At 55.1% G+C, this 18,225-nt stretch carries 15 protein-coding genes; 9 read left to right on the top strand and 6 right to left on the bottom strand.

Annotated features, from left to right (window positions below; all coding sequences use genetic code 11):
* Positions 1-4: 4 nt before the first annotated feature.
* Positions 5-328: a hypothetical protein gene (locus OSO_RS0126895; protein WP_010586115.1), complete on the bottom strand. Its 324-nt coding sequence runs from the start codon at positions 326-328 to the stop codon at positions 5-7.
* Positions 329-587: 259 nt separating this feature from the next.
* On the opposite strand from OSO_RS0126895, the gene OSO_RS51005 reads away from it, so the two are divergent.
* The 4 genes from OSO_RS51005 to OSO_RS0126860 all read left to right on the top strand — a co-directional run bounded on the left by OSO_RS51005 (position 588) and on the right by OSO_RS0126860 (position 3,921).
* Complete coding sequence (locus tag OSO_RS51005; protein WP_157605468.1) at positions 588-749, top strand: hypothetical protein; 162 nt, start codon at positions 588-590, stop codon at positions 747-749.
* Between the two features lie 447 nt (positions 750-1,196).
* Positions 1,197-1,499: a hypothetical protein gene (locus OSO_RS0126880; RefSeq protein ID WP_010586113.1), complete on the top strand. Its 303-nt coding sequence runs from the start codon at positions 1,197-1,199 to the stop codon at positions 1,497-1,499.
* A gap of 579 nt (positions 1,500-2,078) precedes the next feature.
* Positions 2,079-2,492, top strand: coding sequence for a hypothetical protein (locus tag OSO_RS0126865; protein WP_010586111.1), 414 nt, complete (start codon positions 2,079-2,081; stop codon positions 2,490-2,492).
* 316 nt (positions 2,493-2,808) lie between these two features.
* The gene (locus OSO_RS0126860; RefSeq protein ID WP_029247519.1) at positions 2,809-3,921 is read left to right on the top strand and encodes a type III polyketide synthase; all 1,113 of its coding nucleotides are present in this window, start codon (positions 2,809-2,811) and stop codon (positions 3,919-3,921) included.
* Positions 3,922-4,092: 171 nt separating this feature from the next.
* On the opposite strand, the gene OSO_RS0126855 is transcribed toward OSO_RS0126860, so the two are convergent.
* Positions 4,093-5,622: an ABC transporter permease gene (locus OSO_RS0126855; RefSeq protein ID WP_010586109.1), complete on the bottom strand. Its 1,530-nt coding sequence runs from the start codon at positions 5,620-5,622 to the stop codon at positions 4,093-4,095.
* 469 nt (positions 5,623-6,091) lie between these two features.
* Between OSO_RS0126855 and msrA the strand changes: the two genes are divergently transcribed.
* The 4 genes from msrA (at position 6,092) to OSO_RS0126835 (ending at position 11,720) form a co-directional block, all read left to right on the top strand.
* Positions 6,092-6,898, top strand: coding sequence for a peptide-methionine (S)-S-oxide reductase MsrA (gene msrA / locus OSO_RS0126850; protein WP_010586108.1), 807 nt, complete (start codon positions 6,092-6,094; stop codon positions 6,896-6,898).
* Between the two features lie 130 nt (positions 6,899-7,028).
* A complete protein-coding gene (locus OSO_RS45290) occupies positions 7,029-9,686 on the top strand; it encodes a tetratricopeptide repeat protein (protein ID WP_162130565.1) in 2,658 nt (885 codons plus the stop codon).
* Between the two features lie 44 nt (positions 9,687-9,730).
* On the top strand, positions 9,731-10,585 hold the full coding sequence (locus tag OSO_RS0126840) for a DUF4159 domain-containing protein (protein WP_029247518.1): 855 nt from the start codon (positions 9,731-9,733) through the stop codon (positions 10,583-10,585).
* Positions 10,586-10,706: 121 nt separating this feature from the next.
* Positions 10,707-11,720, top strand: coding sequence for an AAA family ATPase (locus OSO_RS0126835; RefSeq protein ID WP_010586105.1), 1,014 nt, complete (start codon positions 10,707-10,709; stop codon positions 11,718-11,720).
* Between the two features lie 254 nt (positions 11,721-11,974).
* Here the strand turns inward: OSO_RS0126835 and OSO_RS0126830 are convergent, their stop codons facing one another.
* From OSO_RS0126830 to OSO_RS0126810, 4 genes are all read right to left on the bottom strand, one after another.
* Positions 11,975-12,658, bottom strand: a complete 684-nt coding sequence (locus tag OSO_RS0126830; RefSeq protein ID WP_040592649.1) for a hypothetical protein — start codon at positions 12,656-12,658, stop codon at positions 11,975-11,977.
* 73 nt (positions 12,659-12,731) lie between these two features.
* On the bottom strand, positions 12,732-13,424 hold the full coding sequence (locus tag OSO_RS0126825) for a hypothetical protein (protein WP_010586103.1): 693 nt from the start codon (positions 13,422-13,424) through the stop codon (positions 12,732-12,734).
* Positions 13,425-13,455: 31 nt separating this feature from the next.
* Complete coding sequence (locus OSO_RS45285; protein ID WP_202799982.1) at positions 13,456-13,872, bottom strand: DUF2752 domain-containing protein; 417 nt, start codon at positions 13,870-13,872, stop codon at positions 13,456-13,458.
* A 243-nt stretch (positions 13,873-14,115) separates the two neighbouring features.
* Positions 14,116-14,901, bottom strand: coding sequence for a DUF695 domain-containing protein (locus OSO_RS0126810; RefSeq protein ID WP_010586101.1), 786 nt, complete (start codon positions 14,899-14,901; stop codon positions 14,116-14,118).
* 452 nt (positions 14,902-15,353) lie between these two features.
* Between OSO_RS0126810 and OSO_RS0126805 the strand changes: the two genes are divergently transcribed.
* Positions 15,354-18,221 (top strand): MMPL family transporter, encoded by a 2,868-nt coding sequence (locus tag OSO_RS0126805; protein WP_010586100.1) that lies wholly within the window; start codon positions 15,354-15,356, stop codon positions 18,219-18,221.
* Positions 18,222-18,225: the final 4 nt, after the last annotated feature.

Here is an 18,225-nt window from a genome sequence, read left to right as displayed (position 1 = left end):
ATCCTCAACGCGGCTGTTGCGTGGAGAGGAACTGAACTCCGTCGTAGTCGCGGACTTCAAAGTACATCGATGATTGCTTCAGTTCGCGGCCCACTTCAACGATCCGCTGCCGAAGTTCGTCGAGTCTTTCCTTGGCGCAGACCACGGTCACGCGCAACGAAATGTCGGAATGCTCGATCCCTTCATCGACCGAGTGACCATCCACTTTTCCATCGGTTGAACAGCCGCTGAACTGGACTGCCAGGCTTTTCAGGATGGTTTTGATTTTCTCTGTGGGAACGGGATCTCCCTGGTTGTCCATCAGCGGCAGCAGCGTGGTCACTTTCATGGCAGCAGTCTTCCGTTTTGGGTGGACTGGATCTGTCACGGTCGGTCATCACAACCGATCGGATGCGATGTCGTCATCATCGCCATTTTATCCGCGTTACGAATGAGTCCAGATGCACGATCTCTGATTTGGCCTGCAATCTCTTATTCCATCGCGCGAATTATCAAAAAACGGGGGCAAACGGCTCGTCGTTTGGCACGCATCGTGCTTTCGAGTGGGATGCCCCTTTTACGATCCCAAACTTACAAAGGAGAATGCGATGACGGATGCCGCCAAGACTGTCAAGAACACGATCGACAAAGCCGCTGAAGCGGCCAAAAACGCGACGGACAAGGTTGCGAAAGGGGCGAGTCAAGCCGCCCAAAAGACGGGTGAAGCCCTGAAGCAGGCCGGTGAGCGAGTCAAGAAGGCGGGCCAATAGTGTTGGCCGTACAACGCTTAAGCGGATCATTGATCCGCAACGGATTGGTCTCGGTACGATGGCAACCGTTTGCTCGCTCGTCAGTCGACCCGGTGGGTGATCAAACAGCGTTGTGTTTTGTCGTACCGAACTCTTCGGGTGGCCTGGGTTGGAACGCTTTGCCGAACCCAAGGGTTTCCAGCATCGCTCTGGTCCCGCCCCGGCCGCTCGCCTCGTATTTTTCGTCGTGACAAAAGCCGTTGGTGGCCGGGATACGACTCAAGTCGTCGCCCTTCATCAAATCTTGGGGCCGATCTGTGAGAATCGTGCTTATTGTCGCGGGTCAGAATGTTCAATGTGCGCAGAATACAATTTTTTTGATTGACAGGTCGACAGAATCGATTATGACCATTTGTCGGCCACGGGGATCGAATGGTCTATCTGATAGAACCTCAGGGGATATTCAAAATGGCAATGTGGACCGAAAGCAATCGCGTGTGGTATGCCCGTCTCTCAGCAGACGAAGTTGCGGTGCTCCGCTCGATTGAGGATGAAGTGGTGAGCTTCGTTCGCGACATTCTGGGCAGTTGTTGTCGCCCGATCTGGTCTGCAGTGGACGAGCACGGAATTCGAACCGTTCGTCTGGCCGTTGCGGATCTTCCTTCGTTGATCGCGTTCAGTATCAGTTCGACGGATCTGTTGATTCTGGATCGCGGGCTCCTGGTGCAGATGTTGGAGACCAGTATTCACAATGAGATGATCGAAGCGTGAGTGAGCGGCCTCGATCCCATGCTCAGGTTAAAAAACGCAGTCGACTCTCTGGAGTTCTTGAAAGAGTCATCCGCTTGCGCGGGGCGCTTTTGATTTTGACGGTTCTTCGTTCGATGTGCGCCTTGAATCCTTCCAAGACCTCGTGACCGCATCGGACGTTCGGTTGGTCTTGCTTTCACCAGGTTTGATTCGGCGTCGTCACTTGGCGGAATCTGTTCGCCGGTCTCTGGGATTGTCAGTCGCTGGGATGTCGTGATGAGACGCCGATTTCCAAACGGATTTCGTGCTGGCTGCGTCGACTTCGGCCGGATTGAATTCTGCGCCAACGAATTGGGTTGCTCGCATTTGAGGCTTGCGAGACAAATGGCTGTTGGAAGCGGATCGGTGCCCCGAATTGAGTGATTGTGAACATGTGTATACATTTTCGCGAGTGCGTTGGGACGCACGGCATATCATTTGCGGATTTTTTTCGGCGTTCGTTCATTCCAATCACGTCGAATTTATTCGTCCGATTGGATCCTCATGTTCGTCATATCAAGTCTCGGATTAGGGGACGCCAATTTTTGGAGGAGTGTCATCATGGTCGAAGCCAAGGGGAGTCTGAAGAATCGAATTCAGGATTTGGGGAACCAGGCCAGTCAGGCCGCATCATCCGCATATGAAAGCGTGAAATCCGCGACGGAAACGGTGGGGCAACGGGCTCAGGAGTTCATGGCAGATGCTTCGAAACGAGCAGAAGAAGCGGGAAATTACCTGAATCAGCGTGCCGAAGACGCGACCGCGGCGGTCGGCGGACAGTTCAAGGCCGCTGGGGACGCCTCTGCCAGTCTCGCCGAATCGCTTCGTAGTACCGGTGCATATGTTCAAGAGGAAGGATTCGGGGGGCTGGAAGCGGACCTCGCAAATCTGATCAAGAGGAATCCAATCCCAGCCGTACTCGCCGGAATTGGCCTTGGATTCATGTTGGCCCGCACACTTTATCATCGATCGTGAGGGCTGGTATGGAAATTTTGCTGTGAAATCGGCAAGATGTCTGGAACGTCACACTCCCCTCTTGAGTGTTTCCTGCAATAATCGAGGAACCATAGAGGGTGATGCGCTGCACGAGTGTCGCTTCGATTTCGACACAAATCGCAGTGAAGCAAGCTGGCAAGTCCGAGCCGACTTCGGTTTAGGATTGCTGGCTTTCTTTTTCCAATGAAACCGGCATTTTTTATCCGATGATCTTCGGACCGCTGTTTCAAACGATGTGACGAACGGATTGATCGAAGTGAATCGGCCCTGGGGCCGACGACAAAGGCATCTGAACATGACAATGCTGATTACGGGGATGGGAACAGCGGTTCCTGCAGGTACGGTTTCGCAGACGGCAGCGTACGAAGCGACACACCAACTTTGCTGTGATTCTGATGAACAGCGTCGCGTGATGGAGATGATCTACCAGGGTGCGGGCGTCAATCAGCGAAGCACCGTCTTGCTGGAAGAGGCCGTGGCGATTCAAGATGTGGTGGATGGGTTCTATGCACCCCGCAGCCATGACGATGACCGCGGACCCTCCACCCGGGCTCGGATGGAAAAATTTGAAGAATGTTCACTGGCGCTTGCCATGGAGTCCTGCGAGACCGCGCTGGCACATGCCGACCAGGATGTCAGCGAAATTACCCATCTTGTCACAGTGTCTTGCAGCGGGTTCCACGCACCCGGTTTTGATATCGGCTTGATTCAACACCTGGGGCTCTCGCCGGAAACACAACGCACCCACGTCGGATTCATGGGCTGTCACGGATCGTTTAACGGTCTGCGTGTGGCCAAGTCGTATGTCGAAGCGGATCCAAAGGCCGTCGTCTTGATGTGTTCTGTCGAGCTTTGCAGCTTGCACCATCACTACGGCTGGTCGACCGAAAAGGTCATTGCGAACGCCTTGTTCGCGGACGGTTCCGCCGCAGTGGTTTGTCGAGCAGACAAGACCGACACGAATCCCTTGCAGGCGAAGTTTAAGCTGATTCGCAATGGTTCGTACCTGATGCCCGATACGCTGAACGCGATGAGCTGGCGGATCGGAGATCATGGCTTTGAAATGACATTGTCACAAAAAGTTCCAGGTCTGATCGAAAAGCATCTCGAAAGCTGGATGAAGTCGTTCCTCGCAAAGGAGGGACTTACGATTGGCGACGTCAAGCAATGGGCCATTCATCCCGGCGGACCGCGAATTCTCGATTCCTGCCTGGCCGCTCTCGATATCTCCAGCGACGACGTGGCTCCGGCTCGTGAAATTCTCGCGCAGTATGGAAACATGTCTTCGGCCACGATTCTGTTTCTGCTGAACCGTCTGCAGGCCGAAACGCGACGCGGACCCGTTGTGGCCGTGGGTTTCGGACCTGGCCTGACGATCGAAACGATGCTACTTAATTCTGACGTCTAACGTCTGGTACAGCAGGCAACGTCCTGAGAAGAAGTTTACAACCGTCAGCGCGTGTGACAAAACTCGCTGACGGTTCTTTTTTTTCGGTCGTCGATCGTCCGAATCGATGCGCGATCACGCGGCAGCCTGCGCTACCGCCAAGAATTATTTCGCCGCGAATTTGACAGAATGTCAGCGACTAGCCAGTGCATCCGTTCGCAGGTGGATGCCGATGTGGCACATTCCGCAAAGAACCAGGATTCCGCCACATGTCAGGAACACCACGGGAGATTGTTGTGAAATTCCAAACGTTCCAAATGCGCAGACGGTGAGAATCAAGGAACCGATTGTCAGGCCGATTCCAATTGCCAGTGCTCCCCACCGAACGAACATCGCCATCAACGCCGCCAAATGAGGAAGCAGGATCAGGTGTGTGACGATCAGAGTCGGCGGCGCAGGATGTCGAAAGAATTCGTAGACGCAGGCGGTTCCATCCGGAAGAAGGAAGATTCCCAAAATCAGGCACCCGATTCCGGGAAGCCAGCCGATGAGCGTTCCCATGATTTTCGAGTACAGAATCTGGCCACTCGAGATCGGAAGCAACATCAGCGGTGCCAATGTTTGAGATCGCCTTTCATCGGCAAGCGATCGTGAAATCAGCCAGGCAGCATCGATCGGCGTCAGAAACATCAGGAGCGCCAAATAAAGTCCTGTGCTGAATCGCGAATCCCCCTGGCTTTGGATTCCATTTGACGTCGGCGTTGCCAAATCAATCAGTAAATACAACAAGACGTAGCCGGCAACTCGAATCAGAAACGCAGCCCTGCCCCCCGTCACGAAATAGAAATCTTTCCAGGCGATGGGATTGCTCCAAATGGCGCCCGGCGCAAAAAGTTTGCCACGAAACAGCGACCTGGCAACGAGGCCTCGAGATTGAGCTTCGGACGCAGGGTCTCGCGCCGTCAGGCCGAAACAAAGCCAAGACGCCACGAAACCTGTCATGCCGAGCGCCAGATTCGTCACGACTTGAGGAGTCCAAATCGTCTCGTTCGTGGCGGCCGTGATTGATGCCCCAATTTCGAAGAAAATGCAGGTTTGGCCGATCCAGCCCAGGGTTGCGGAAGTGTGAGTACCAAGCGTCGGGACCCTTCGCAGCATTTCGTGGCAAACCACCGGCAGTAGCCAATGCAGCAGCACGACAACCAACAAGCGCGCAGACGCCGTGCGGTTCCTTCGTGAGATCGTCGAACAGAACAATCCCACGCCGGCCAGCAGCACCAAGTAAGCCAGGATCGCAACATAGGTATGGCTGATCTGGGACTTGGTGATGCCGCCGAGAGTGACGGCCAGCAGCATGAACGGATATTGAATGGCCAACAGCAGGAAGGCCTGGAAGAGCCGGCCGCCCGATTTCCCCAGCAGGATTCCCACGGGACTGATTCCCGCCATCAGCATCAATCCCAGTGTGTCTTCTTCCCGCTCTTCCGTAATTGAGGTCGAGAAAAACGTAATGCCGAGCAGGGTGATGAAAAACAGATCCAAATAGACGATGTTGCGAAAGAATCGCAGTCCGGGGGCTCCGAAAAAGATGCTCGTTTGGGATGCGGTGATGACCGCGATATAGATCGCCGCCGCAAGTCCAAAACGCGCGACATGTGGTTCCCAAGCGCGAGCGTCGATCCGCAACGAACGTTCCAGCAGTGCGAGAACTCCAGGAAACATCAATTACTCCTTGGCGCAAGAGGCCAACGACGGCCTTTCGATGACCTGAGCTTTCTTGAGGACCATCGAACAAATGGCTGGTAATCACCATTCACAGGGTGAGGACTGGCGTATGTTTATCGGCACGTCGTGACTTTGTTGCAAAAACGGCGCACGCTGTCACGCCCCTCTGAGGTGAAAATGCGTCTATCCCCCCGCCCCGAGAACTGTGACGGATTGTCATTGTCGAATGAGTGTGGCGATGTCAGACAGAAATGTACAATTCGGCGAGATTTCTTTCTAAGAATCGAGAGGAAATCTGGCGCGGACGGAATATAACTTTCCTGAAAACCAGCGAAACTCATGGTGACAGGAATGGGCGAGCGGATATTCTGGAAGGATTGCGTCGCACGCGCTGCCCGTGACGCGGTTGTCAATTGATTTGTGAGAACCTATTGTCGCCTTCGTCTGTCGAACAGGGAATGGTCTGGTGATCTGCCGAGGTGATGCAATGTCAGAGCACGATCTGATGACATCAACGAAGCGGTCGAGCATGTTTCTTGTGAAAGGGCAATTCATGTATGTCGTCGCGTCAGCCAGCGATTGGGTCGAACGCTTGCGTAGGTCGGTCGGGGCTCGCTCGCTGTTCTTTTCTCTGTTCGCTGTCGGCATCCTGGTTGCGGGAGGGAAATTGAGCATGGCGGATTCATCAAAAGAGAACTCGACGGAACAAAACGAGGTCGACCCGACAGAAAAGGGACTCGAACAAGCGACATTCGGATCTGGTTGCTTCTGGTGCACCGAAGCGGTCTTTCAGCAGTTGAAAGGGGTTAAGTCCGTCGTTTCAGGCTATAGCGGCGGGCGGATCAAAAATCCGACCTACGAACAGGTGTGTACGGGAACGACCGGCCACGCCGAAGTCATTCGCGTTGTTTACGATCCGAAAGTCGTTTCGTATGTCGACCTGCTTGAGGTCTTCTGGAAAACGCACGATCCGACCACGTTGAATCGACAGGGCGCCGACAAGGGAACGCAGTATCGTTCGGTGATTTTTTATCACAATGAGAAACAGCATGAACTGGCGCAGGAGTACAAGCAAAGACTCGACAAGTCCGAGGCGTTTGCTGATCCGATTGTCACCGAGATTTCACCCCTGAAAGAGTTCTATCCTGGTGAGGAGTATCATCAGAACTACTTCCGTGACAATCCTGAAAATCCCTATTGCTCGGCCGTGATCCGGCGGAAAATTGATAAGTTCCGAGCGGTCTTCAAGGACAAGTTGAAGGACAAGCACTGAGAGTCTCCATTTCAGTGAGAACTTATGGATCTTCGTTCGGCCGAAAGTTGTTGCCTCCGATTGCGCTCTCGTCATGTCGCCCGCGTTGTCGGGCAGGTATACTGAGTGTGATCACGTGGGAGGCGAGTGCATGCGTTGGGTTTTAGGTTCTGGCAATTCGGGCCATTCGTTGACCAAGAGAGACCGGTCGGTTTGCTTCCAGGCCCTGTCGTGTCTCGTGCTGACGATGGCATTAATGGTTTGCCTGCCTTTGGCCGACGCAGCGGATGTTGAAGAAATCCGTCAACTCCTGCTCACGGGTAAGTATGCCGAATGCATTCAGACCGCCGATCAGGCCATTCAGCAGCGCGTCTTTGGCGAGGATTGGTATCTGTTCAAGGCCGAGGCCGAGATGCAGACCGGACAGTATCAGGCGGCCTTCGACACGATCTCGAACGGTTTGACCCGGTACGCGTGGAGCATCCGATTGCGACAAGCGGGGATCGACCCCGCCTGCTTTTCGGAGCATGTCGACCAGGGAAAAACCTGGCAGGCGGAAATTAGTGATATTGTCAGCCGTGCCGCCTGGCGCTATGACGGTGATGCCGAGAGCCTCGTGGCGCTCGGAAAGGTCGCTGTGGCCACCGGTGCCGACTCTCGAAAAGTCCTCGAGACCTTCTACGATCGCGCGCTCAAGGTTGCTCGCGAGCATCGCGGCGCGACACTGGCGAGTGGTGAACTGGCGCTTTCGAAAAAAGACTTCGCAGTCGCGGCCGAGATCTTCGAAGAAGGCGTGAAAAGCCATCCCAACGACGCCGATCTGCATTTTGGACTGGCACGCAGCATCGAAACCGCCCAGTCCCGTCTGGCGGCCCATCATTTGTCAGAGTCACTGCGGCTGAATCCGCGGCACACCCCTGCCCTGCTCTATCGGGCCGAGCGGGCCATTGATTCAGAACAGTATGCCGAGGCGGGGAAGTTGCTGGATCAGGTGCTTGAGATTAACCCTTCGCACCCCCAGGCCTGGGCATTGCATGCAGTAATGGCCCATTTGGACAACGACCTTGAGAATGAGCGTGAGTTTCGTGGTCGCGCGCTGAAGCCTTGGTCTGAAAACCCCGCGGTCCATTGGCTGATCGGCAAAAAGCTGTCGCAAAAATACCGATTCGCAGAAGGTGCCGATCTGCAACGTTCCGTGCTGGCCATCTCCCCCGGCTATCAGCCCGCGCGCGTGCAGCTTGCTCAGGACTTGCTGCGTCTCGGTCAGGATGAGGAAGGATGGAGACTGAACGCCGCGGCCCTCAAGGCCGATGCCTATGACGTGCAGCTCTTCAATATGGCTAATTTACACGATCAATTGGCCAAATACACCATGGTCGAAGCAGACGAATTTCGTGTGAGGATGGAAGCCAATGAAGCCACGATTTACGGCGCGGATGTGTTGGATTTGCTGCGTCGTGCCAAACAAACGCTGTGTCTGAAATATGGGCTCGAACTGAACGATGTCATTACAGTCGAGATCTATGCCGACTCGAACGACTTTGCCGTCCGAGCATTCGGCCTGCCAGGAGCCGGTGGCTATCTGGGTGTCTGCTTCGGAAAAGTTGTCATTGCCAACAGTCCCGCGACGCAGAAACAAAATCCTTCGAACTGGCAGTCCGTGTTGTGGCACGAGTTTTGTCATGTGGTGACGCTGGAGAAGACGCGCAATCGGATGCCGCGCTGGTTGAGCGAAGGGATTTCCGTTTACGAGGAACGTCAGGCGGGAGGGACGTGGGGACAACGCATGACCCCCAAAAGTCGTAAGCGAATCCTCGGCGGTGGTCTGGCATCCGTACGAGATTTAAGTGGCACGTTTCTGCATCCCGAGAAACCGGGTGATCTCGAATTTGCGTATTACCAGTCGTCGTTGCTGGTCGAGTATCTGATCGAGAAGTATGGACTGGATTCCATCAAAAACATCTTTGTCGATCTGGCCGCGGGCCTGCATGTCGAAGATGCGATCGTGCGTCACACGGCATCGCTCGATCAGATCGATCATGAATTCCATGACTACGCGATCGAGATGGCGCGGCGTCTGGCTCCCGATCTCGACTGGGAACAGTACGATCTTTCCGCGATCAAAGATGACGATGATCCGGATCGGCTGGAGCACTGGATGGAGGATCACCCTAACAGCATCCAGGGGCTGACGATGCTCTCCGATCAATTGGTCAGCCGGCGTGAATTCGCCAAAGCCAAGAAATTTCTGCACAAGATGATCGAACTTTATCCCGAGCAAACGGGTTTCGAAAGTGCTTATCTGATGCTGGCATCGATTCATCGGGAACTGGATGAAACGGCGGACGAACGACGTGTGCTCGAAGACTATGTCGGACGTACGGATGATGCGAAGGCGGCGCTGCTGCGCCTGATCGATCTGCAGACGGCAGCCAGCGACTGGCCTGGCGCGGCCAGAAGCGTCCGACGATTGCTCGAAGTGAATCCATTGCTGCCGCAAGCTCAAAAAGCCCGGGCGCTGGTGAGTGAAAAGTTGGGAGATAAAGACGATGCCATCCAGGGGTTGGAAGCCTGGCTGCTGATGGATCCGGATGATCCGGCTGACGGACATTTTCGCCTCGCCAAGCTGCTGCACGAAAAAAGCGATCCGCGCGCGAAACAGCACGTGCTGGCCGCACTGGAATTCGCGCCGCGATTTCGTGATGCTCAAAAACTGCTGCTGAAAATCGTTCGCGAACAGCCGGTTCAAGCAGAACAGAATGAGAAGCCCCAGAGTGAGTCGAAGGCAGATGACGCCGAAGCAAAATGAAATCCGTTTCGCCGGCTGGTTCCGATGTAGAGTGGATCGAAGAGATGAAGCGACACGATCGCAGATGGACAGTCGTGGCAGCGATCGCCGTGCTCATGGGGGCGATGGGAATGACATACGCCCAAAGCCTGTTCAAATTGCCTCGTCGGCAACCCGACAACCGGAATGTGGCGCGGACAGCGGACGAACGTAATGGCGTACCGACGTGGGAAGTCGATCCCGCTTTTAAGACCGACGTGTTTACCTTCGTTCGCGTCGAATACGATTCGCCGCGTCGTCCGAGTGCCTGGATGACGGACTATCCGGATTCCGATCTCAATTTCTCATTCCGATTGCAGCAACTGACCTCGCTGAAAGTCGATCCGAACGGACGAATCTTGCGGCTGACCGATCAAGAGTTATTCCAGTACCCGTTCATCTACATGATCGAGCCGGGCGGAATCGTTCTCTCGGATGACGAAGTCGTGGCACTGCGTCGTTATCTTTTGAACGGCGGATTCCTGATGGTCGACGATTTCTGGGGTGAACGAGAATACGCTGTCTTCTACCGCGCCATCAAACAGGTTTTTCCCGAACGCGAACCGATCGAACTGCCGCTGGAGCATCCTATCTTTCACTGTGTCTACGATTTGAAAGAGAAGCCTCAGGTCCCTTCCATCGGGGTCGCGCTCTATGGACGGTCTTCTGGAATCACCTGGGAACGAGAAGACGCAAAAAACCCGCATTACCGCGGGATCTTTGATGACAAAGATCGCTTAATGGTGATGATTTGTCACAACACCGATTTGGGGGATGGATGGGAACGCGAAGGTGAAGACCCCTGGTATTTCACCGAGTTTGCGGAGAAGAAAGCCTATCCGATGGGGATCAACATCATTTTCTACGCGATGACGCACTAAAGACGCGTGCGTTCGCTGTCATTGAGCGTCATATTCGATGTTCCACCGACTTGATCGGGGCGGATAGGACCCTGTGTCGACGAGTCCAACTGATTACGAACAACTTAGACGGAGCCCTTTTGTGAACGTTGCTGGACTGTCCCCCTCCGACGATGAAGAACTGCGAATCCTGGAACTGGTCCGAGGAGGACGACAACGGATTCGTACCGAACTGGCGAAGACCATCGTCGGGCAGGCTGAAGCGGTCGAACAGTTGTTGATCTCGCTGTTTGCCGGGGGGCACTGTCTGATCACCGGGGCACCGGGTCTGGCCAAGACGCTGCTCGTGAAATCCATCGCGCAGGTGTTCCATCTGAAGTTTCAGCGAATTCAGTTTACCCCTGATTTGATGCCCGCGGACATCACCGGAACCGAGATCCTCGAGCAGGAAGACGGGGGCCGGCGTCAGATGGTCTTTGTCAAAGGGCCCATCTTTACCAACGTTTTGCTCGCTGACGAAATCAATCGAACGCCGCCGAAGACACAGGCCGCTCTCTTGGAGGCGATGCAAGAGCATCAGGTTACGGCGGCAGGGACGCGGTATGCCCTGGAAGAACCGTTCTTCGTTCTCGCGACCCAGAATCCGATCGAGATGGAAGGAACCTATCCCCTGCCCGAGGCGCAGTTGGATCGTTTTATGTTCAACGTCGTTGTCGATTACCTGCCTGAAGACGACGAAGTCGCGGTCGTGGCACGAACGACATCCGGCGCACCCGAACAGATCGAAGCTCTGTTCACGGGGCACGATATCGAACAAATCCATGCGCTGGTTCGCAAAGTTCCTGTCGCCGAAGACGTCGTTCGGTACGCCGTACGACTGGCGGCGGCCTCGCGACCTCAGCAACCAGGAACGCCGCAATTCATCAATGACTGGGTCTCGTGGGGGGCGGGAATTCGCGCAGCCCAGTACCTGATTCTGGGGGGGAAGGCCCGCGCACTGCTTTCAGGACGTGCGAACGTCACGTGGGACGACGTCAAAGCGCTGGCGGCGCCGGTGCTCAGACACCGCATTCTCATCAACTATCGTGCAGAAGCGGCTGGCCAGACCGTCGAGAACATTATCGCTCGCTTGCTCGAGACGGTGAAAGACGCATAAGAGCTGACAGAGGGCGTTCCGTTTGAAGCGGCGCTCTTTGAATGCCCGAAGCCTGCGTTGATTCAGGCGAACCGAAAAGCGTGATCGCGTGTTGAAAGAATGGGGGCTGGCTCCCCAAGGTGCCTGTGCCCGTTCGTTCAACCCAACGGAAACTTGGGACCACAGAGAATCCTCATCGTCACCACGCACGCTCGGCAATTCAATCAACACGCCAGTTCGCTCTCGAATCTTCGGGGCTCAGGCTTTGTCGTCGATCAACCGCCGCCCGAGGCGATTTCATCGGCAACATAGTACTCGTAGAAGAAGCGGCCAATTTCGTCACTGAGACGCGTCAGGTACTCGCCCTTGAAGGTGTTGTACGTCTTGTCGCTGGAACTGACCGGCTGATGGAGGGGATATTTCGACGTCTTTTCCGCACTGAAAATCTTCTCACCGTGTTCGTCGTCGTCCATCTTGTAGACACTGACAATGGCCTCGGACTTGCCACGATACAGGTCCGTACTGCCCTCTTCGAAGAGCGAGAACTCGTTCAAGTCGATGTACACGACATAGTTGGTCTTGAAGTAGGCTCCAATTTCCTCAGGCTTGTCCCAGTCCTTGTGTTCTTCCAGCCATGCTTTGGAAAGGTCCGGCGAAATCACCGAGATCTTGTGGCTATGCAACTGAAACGCCACATACTGAGCCAGTTCGTAATCGATGCTCTCAAAGTTGTACTTGATGTCGTCCGGCGCAAAGCAGACGACAACGACTTTGACTCCTTTGTCGGTCATCGACTCTTTTGTCTCTTTGTCAAAAAGCGGCTCGACCGAAGGTGGGCCGCCCAGCAGGTATCCAAAGACCATCAGGTAGTTGCAACCACAGGTGGTGATGCAAATGACCATCGCGGTCAGCAGCGTGGCGACCGTGTTCAGCCGTTTTGATTTCGCGTGAATGTGCATCGAGTCACTTTCCGACGGATTGCAGACTGAATATTGATGGCGATTGAGAAACAGTCCTGACCCCTTTGTTCTGTCAGAACTTGGTACCGGGACGATGGTCATAAAACCGTTCCGCCAACATGTCGCACAGGTTTTTCATGTAGTCTTTCTGGAAGACTTCCAGGCCTCGTCCCTGTTCGGAAATCGGCTGATGTTGTGGGTATGTCAGCGCAAACTCTCTCTCATAGATGCGAAGCGCCAAGCGTTGCCCGTCATGTTCTTCGATCTTGAACACGCGGATAAATCCGGATGTCTGCCCGCGGAGCAGTTTCGGGCTGTTGGGTTCGTGCAGGTTGTAGGTCTGCACGTCGATCCACGCGATGTAGTCGGTATCGAAATCCTTGGCCAGTTCATGTGGATTGGAAACAATTCCGCCATGGTCGTCGATCCAGTCGATAACACGTTCTGGATTGATAACCTTCACACCCTGCAGTCGCATTCGGCGGGTGACACCATCAATCACATCCAGCTTCACGGTCGAAACTTCATCCTCGACTCCTTCGACGGCCGTACAGACGACAAGGATGGTCTTCAGCCCTTTCGTCAGGTCTTCTTTTGTCAACGTGGTGAATTCAGATGGCAGTTTGGGGTCGCCAAACAGAACCTTTCCGGAACTGACCAGCATTTTTGAGCAGCCAAAGGTCGAGGCCATGCACAAACCGATCGAGGCTCCGGCGGCCTGCCAGAGGATGCTGCGTCGATGAAAAACGTGTGGTGCGTCAGGCATGAGGCGATCCTTCGCCAGGTGGCTTCATTAGCTACGTCATGGCGCTCAGCACGCGAGCACCCCAAAACAACACGGCAAGGCCGCTAAGACAGACCGCCAGGGTCCCGCCAACAGTGATCGGATCGGCAACCATCCATAACTGCCCGCAGTAAGCGCTCCACAAACACCAGGGAATGAGCAACGCACAGACGGAGGCCAGGACCAATCCCGCCAGATTGGCACGAGCTGAAGCGGCAAAGTCTCCTCGCACGAAATGGGAAAAACTCGTTGTCATCCCGCAACCGGGACAGGGGTAACCAGACAGCGTTCGAAATGTACAAGGCGGAAGACCAAACTGATGGTGTGTCCCGTACCCCCGCGGGTCGGGTGACACCGACAGCGCCAACAGAAATCCCCCGCACAGAAACATCGCGATGCCGAGCAACGAGGCTCGAACTGCGACGCTCATCGAAGGCTCGCCGTTGGGCTGACTGTGTGACATAGGTTTTTGATATGGAAGTAACGGTTGATAATGTCTGCTCAGAACGCTCACAAGAGCGGATCTCAGGATTCGCCGTGTCTTTCTCTGCGATTCAAGAACGAGTCACCCGAGATCGGCAAGATCTGCGTCGTCGAGTGAATGGCGGGCTGAAAAGGGCCTGAACAAACCGGCACTTGTCTCTGCTCGATGTTTTGAATCGCGAGTTCAAAGTCATGACTTCACGACTTTCGAACCCCAGCCTTCGTACTCTCCCGTATGTTGCCGGGCGAGATCAAATAGCTCGAATGTGATCCGATCAATGGTTTCCGGGTCAACAGGATCGACACGCAGTAGTCCCACGGAAAATGGAAACTCGCCTTCATCATCCGTGCGGTCAGGGCGACTGACGCTTTCGTAGCCTTCTGCTGCGGCGGCGGCGATGAACGCATCGCGATCTTCGGCGGTCCGGAAATTGGCGTAATGGTCGACGGGACGTGGCTCGGTTAGCGAGTCCCCGGCCTGCTGCAATTGTGAAATCACTTGCTGGTTCTGAATCTGTTGGAAATCTTCTGGCGATGGGTACAGAACATTCTGGTAATGGCTCCACTCTGGATCATCTGCCACATCGATTTCGAACTCGTATTCTGACACGGAACTCATCGCCGCCGTGGCCGACTGCCGAAATTGCTCGGGATCATCGGTGTAGAAATAGAATTCGCGGCGACCATCGGTCGTAATGCGTCCGACATATCGCAGCGCCAAATCCCCCATACCCTCTGTGACCAAATCTTCAATTTCATTCAGGCGAAAGTCTTCCTCTTCTGACGGAAAACCATCTTCGTCAGTCGTTTTCAGATGAATCCAGAGCCAGACCAGATTCGGCAGGCTGGTAATGGGGACAGATTCCACAACACCAATGTCTACAAGGATTACCGCTGGATTATCGTCGACGTATGTGACGTAGATTTCCCAGTGGTCATCGTCGGGAGTGGTGGATTGGTCGGGCGATTGATTCATGGGAAATCCTTCCTGCTGATGCAGACAGCCGGTACACAGCAAATCGGTGTGTGGTACCGCCCTTTGCTGTCGATACCTATTTAAGTCGATTCCGAATTGGAGGGGCAATTCTCTTGAGAAACTCGGGAATCATAACGAATCAATGGCAGTGAAGCACCGTAAAGCAGGCCAACTCCGTCAGTTCGATAAATTCTCCGTGGCCTCGATGCCGTTGTGTTGATGGACTGAAATCTCTGAAAGCTTTTTTCACCCAGTGGCATTGAGAACACCGAGAAAGACAGGAAACGCCCGGTGCGCATCGGGCTTTCAGGAAATTTGCGTTCCGAGCGAAAATTTCGGCGCTTATTTTCAGCAATTTACCCAGTGATCGCCGACATCTGACCATGGACGACGCCCACGGATCAGGCATTGATCGTTTTGCCGCGCCTGCGGAGTCGGGCGGAAGGTGACTTATGAAGAACGTATTTGATCGTCGCGACCACTGGGGCAACCGGTTCAGTCTGTGGATTGTCGTGTTGATGGCGTTCGTCGCGCCGCTCTGCTGGTCGTCCGCTCGCCAGTTGCGTCTCGAGAACGATGTCGAGAAGTGGTTGCCCGGGCAGGATGCCGAATTGCAGGCCCTCAACTGGATTCATGAGCGATTCCCCGTGGAAGAACGCGTTCTGGTCACCTGGGAAGGAAGTTCACTTAATGATCCCCGGATCGATCAGGTCATTGAACACCTGACGGGAAGGCCCGACGAACGCGGGATCAGACGGGGTGGCTTACCCTACTTCTCATCGATTCTCGAGCCGCGACACGCGTTAAGCGTCATGCAGGCCGATGGCGTTGAACCACACGAGGCCATTCGGCGACTGGAAGGGACACTCGTCGGTGCGGGTCCGCTGCGCCTGCGATTGTCGGAAACAGGGCGATCGGCGTTAAGAAAGACCCGTCGAGAAGTGGAAATGGCGCTGCTGTCACGTCGAGGTTTGACGGCAAATGTACAGGATGCAACGGCCGATCTGTCGTCGATGATTTCCATTCCAGGGGTGCCGCAGGACGACGCTGCTGCGGGTGAATCGATTGCACCGGCGGTGCTGACGGCTGACGGAAAGGTCAGTGAAAACGCGACGTTGGATCACGACCTTCAAGTGTCGTGGCGCGGAATGCGGATTGGCAGCGAATCAACGATGGCCGTGGCCAAATGGCTGACTGAATATATTCCTGAACGGGGTGATGGGAAGCCGTTGGTCGAATCCGCGTTCTTCGCTCCCGGGTCACCTGTCGGTCTGTCGGTCGGTTTGTCCGAGGCAGGGTTGGCAGACAAAACCGACACGGTGGCGGCGATCCGAACCGCCTGTCAGCGCGCCGGAATTCCCGATCAGGCGGTTCATTTGGCGGGAAGTCTGGTCACCGCGACGGAACTGAATCACGAAGTTCAAAAGGCCGCCTGGGATGTGACGGTCCCTCTCTTTGAAATGCATCGACGCTCGGCGATTCTCATGTCGTTTCTCGCCAGTGCGCTGGTGGCGTTTGCACTGCTGCGGAACATTCGTCTCACGGCGATGGTGGTCATGGTCTCGTTGCTGGCCATGTTTGGGGCGACGGCGCTGATCCCGCTGACGGGCGGAACGATGGACATGATCCTGGTGGTGATGCCCACGCTGATCTTTGTCTTGACGACGGCCGGGGCGATCCATGTTGCGAACTACTGGAAACATGCCGCTTTCCACAACGAATCTGTGGCGATTTCCCAGACGGTCAAGATGTCATGGATGCCTGGCATCCTCACCTCGTCCGCGGTCGCGGTGGGCCTGATTGCGTTGTGCACCAGTCTCCTGACACCCATCAAGAACTTTGGATTCTACGGCGCCGCCGGTGCGATGCTGTCGCTGTCGATGTTGATGTACGGGCTTCCGGCGCTGCTGCAGATATGGTCTCCGTCGAAGCCGCGTGAACAAGAATTGGATCACCTGGGATGGCGTGGATTTGGTCAGTTGATGACCGTTCGTTCCGGTTTGCAATCGGTCGCGTTCGTCGCCATCTGCATCGGGTGCAGCTTGGGCATGAATAAGCTGCAAACAGAGACCAAGGCCGTTCGCTACTTCCCGGAAAGTGCCGAGATCAGCAAGGATTATTGGTTCATCGAAACCAATCTGTCAGGAACGACCCCTGTTGAAGCGGTGATTCGGTTTGATCAGCAGTCGCAGAAAGACACGAGTTTCCTGGATCGAATGGAACTGGTGCGTCAGGTTCAAGAGGTGATTCGGCTCCATCCCGAGGTCAGTGGCACAACGTCACTTGCCGATTTGCAGCCGGTCTCGGAACCGCTTCGTGACGATTCCAGCTACATTCAGAAGTCGAAGTATCAGAAACGGGCGACCGCCGTGCAGCAGCGGGTACGCGAAGGCGAAATTCCAGCCGCTCGCGCGTTCTACACGGTTCTCGAGCAGGGACGCGACCTGCCGATGCGGCGCGATGACAAATTAAGCCAACCTGGTGATGAACTTTGGCGCATTGCCGCACAAGTCAATGTCATGTCGAACAACGATTTCTCCGTCGTGGTGGCCGACTTGCATCGGCTCACGCAAAACGTTTTGAAATTGGAACCTGGTTCACAACATTCCATCGCCGGGGCGGTGCCGCTGTTTGCTCAGACGCAGAAGGCGGTACTGGAAAGTTTGATCGGTAGTACCTGCCTGGCATGTGCCCTCATTCTAGGGCTGTTTCTGTTCCGGTTGCGAAGTATTACCGCCAGCCTGGTGGCCATGATTCCGACTTTGATCCCGGTGACGGTGGTGCTGGGTGTGATCGGCTGGATGGAACAGCGGATTGATGTGGGCACGATGATCACGGCCTCGGTCGGAATGGGCATCGCTGCTCAAGGAACGGTGCAGTATCTCAACTGGGTGCGTCTTGCCATGCAGAGTGGGAAGAGCCGCCGTGAGGCTGTTGTCGAAGCACTGGTACATTGTGGGCCATCGCTGTGGCAGGCGGGCGCCGTGGTCGGGGTTGGATTGCTTGTTCTGGTTCCTGCCGAGTCGCTAGTCATCAGCCGATTTGGCGGTGCGATGGCCGCGATGGTGGGTGTGGCATTGCTCAGCGATCTCGTGCTGTTACCACAGTTGGTGGCGGGGCCATTGGGATGCGTGTTCGAACTGACCAAACGTACGGTTCAAATCGATGCGGTGGTCGAAGAGCCCGCTCCGACCGTGGCAGACGCTGCCATTGCCGCGATTGCCGAAGAACCGTCGGTGCCGACGCCGCATATCAAGTCACATGGTTCCTCGATGAAAAAACGCCGATCGTCGTCACGACGCGATCATGAAGCGGGCTGAGTTC

It is taken from the genome of Schlesneria paludicola DSM 18645 (genome assembly GCF_000255655.1).
Taxonomy (GTDB): domain Bacteria; phylum Planctomycetota; class Planctomycetia; order Planctomycetales; family Planctomycetaceae; genus Schlesneria; species Schlesneria paludicola.
Note: the sequence above shows the minus strand (reverse complement) of the source record. Positions and strands in the feature narration are given on the sequence as shown.

Excerpts from the sequence above, each read along its gene's own strand:
- OSO_RS0126805 (WP_010586100.1), top strand. The coding sequence starts at position 15,354 with ATGAAGAACGTATTTGATCGTCGCGACCACTGGGGCAACCGGTTCAGT.
- OSO_RS51005 (WP_157605468.1), top strand. The coding sequence starts at position 588 with ATGACGGATGCCGCCAAGACTGTCAAGAACACGATCGACAAAGCCGCT.
- OSO_RS45290 (WP_162130565.1), top strand. The coding sequence starts at position 7,029 with ATGCGTTGGGTTTTAGGTTCTGGCAATTCGGGCCATTCGTTGACCAAG.
- OSO_RS45285 (WP_202799982.1), bottom strand. The coding sequence starts at position 13,872 with ATGAGCGTCGCAGTTCGAGCCTCGTTGCTCGGCATCGCGATGTTTCTG.
- OSO_RS0126840 (WP_029247518.1), top strand. The coding sequence starts at position 9,731 with ATGAAGCGACACGATCGCAGATGGACAGTCGTGGCAGCGATCGCCGTG.
- OSO_RS0126825 (WP_010586103.1), bottom strand. The coding sequence starts at position 13,424 with ATGCCTGACGCACCACACGTTTTTCATCGACGCAGCATCCTCTGGCAG.
- OSO_RS0126880 (WP_010586113.1), top strand. The coding sequence starts at position 1,197 with ATGGCAATGTGGACCGAAAGCAATCGCGTGTGGTATGCCCGTCTCTCA.
- OSO_RS0126810 (WP_010586101.1), bottom strand. The coding sequence starts at position 14,901 with ATGAATCAATCGCCCGACCAATCCACCACTCCCGACGATGACCACTGG.
- OSO_RS0126855 (WP_010586109.1), bottom strand. The coding sequence starts at position 5,622 with ATGTTTCCTGGAGTTCTCGCACTGCTGGAACGTTCGTTGCGGATCGAC.
- OSO_RS0126865 (WP_010586111.1), top strand. The coding sequence starts at position 2,079 with ATGGTCGAAGCCAAGGGGAGTCTGAAGAATCGAATTCAGGATTTGGGG.
- OSO_RS0126830 (WP_040592649.1), bottom strand. The coding sequence starts at position 12,658 with ATGCACATTCACGCGAAATCAAAACGGCTGAACACGGTCGCCACGCTG.
- OSO_RS0126860 (WP_029247519.1), top strand. The coding sequence starts at position 2,809 with ATGACAATGCTGATTACGGGGATGGGAACAGCGGTTCCTGCAGGTACG.
- OSO_RS0126895 (WP_010586115.1), bottom strand. The coding sequence starts at position 328 with ATGAAAGTGACCACGCTGCTGCCGCTGATGGACAACCAGGGAGATCCC.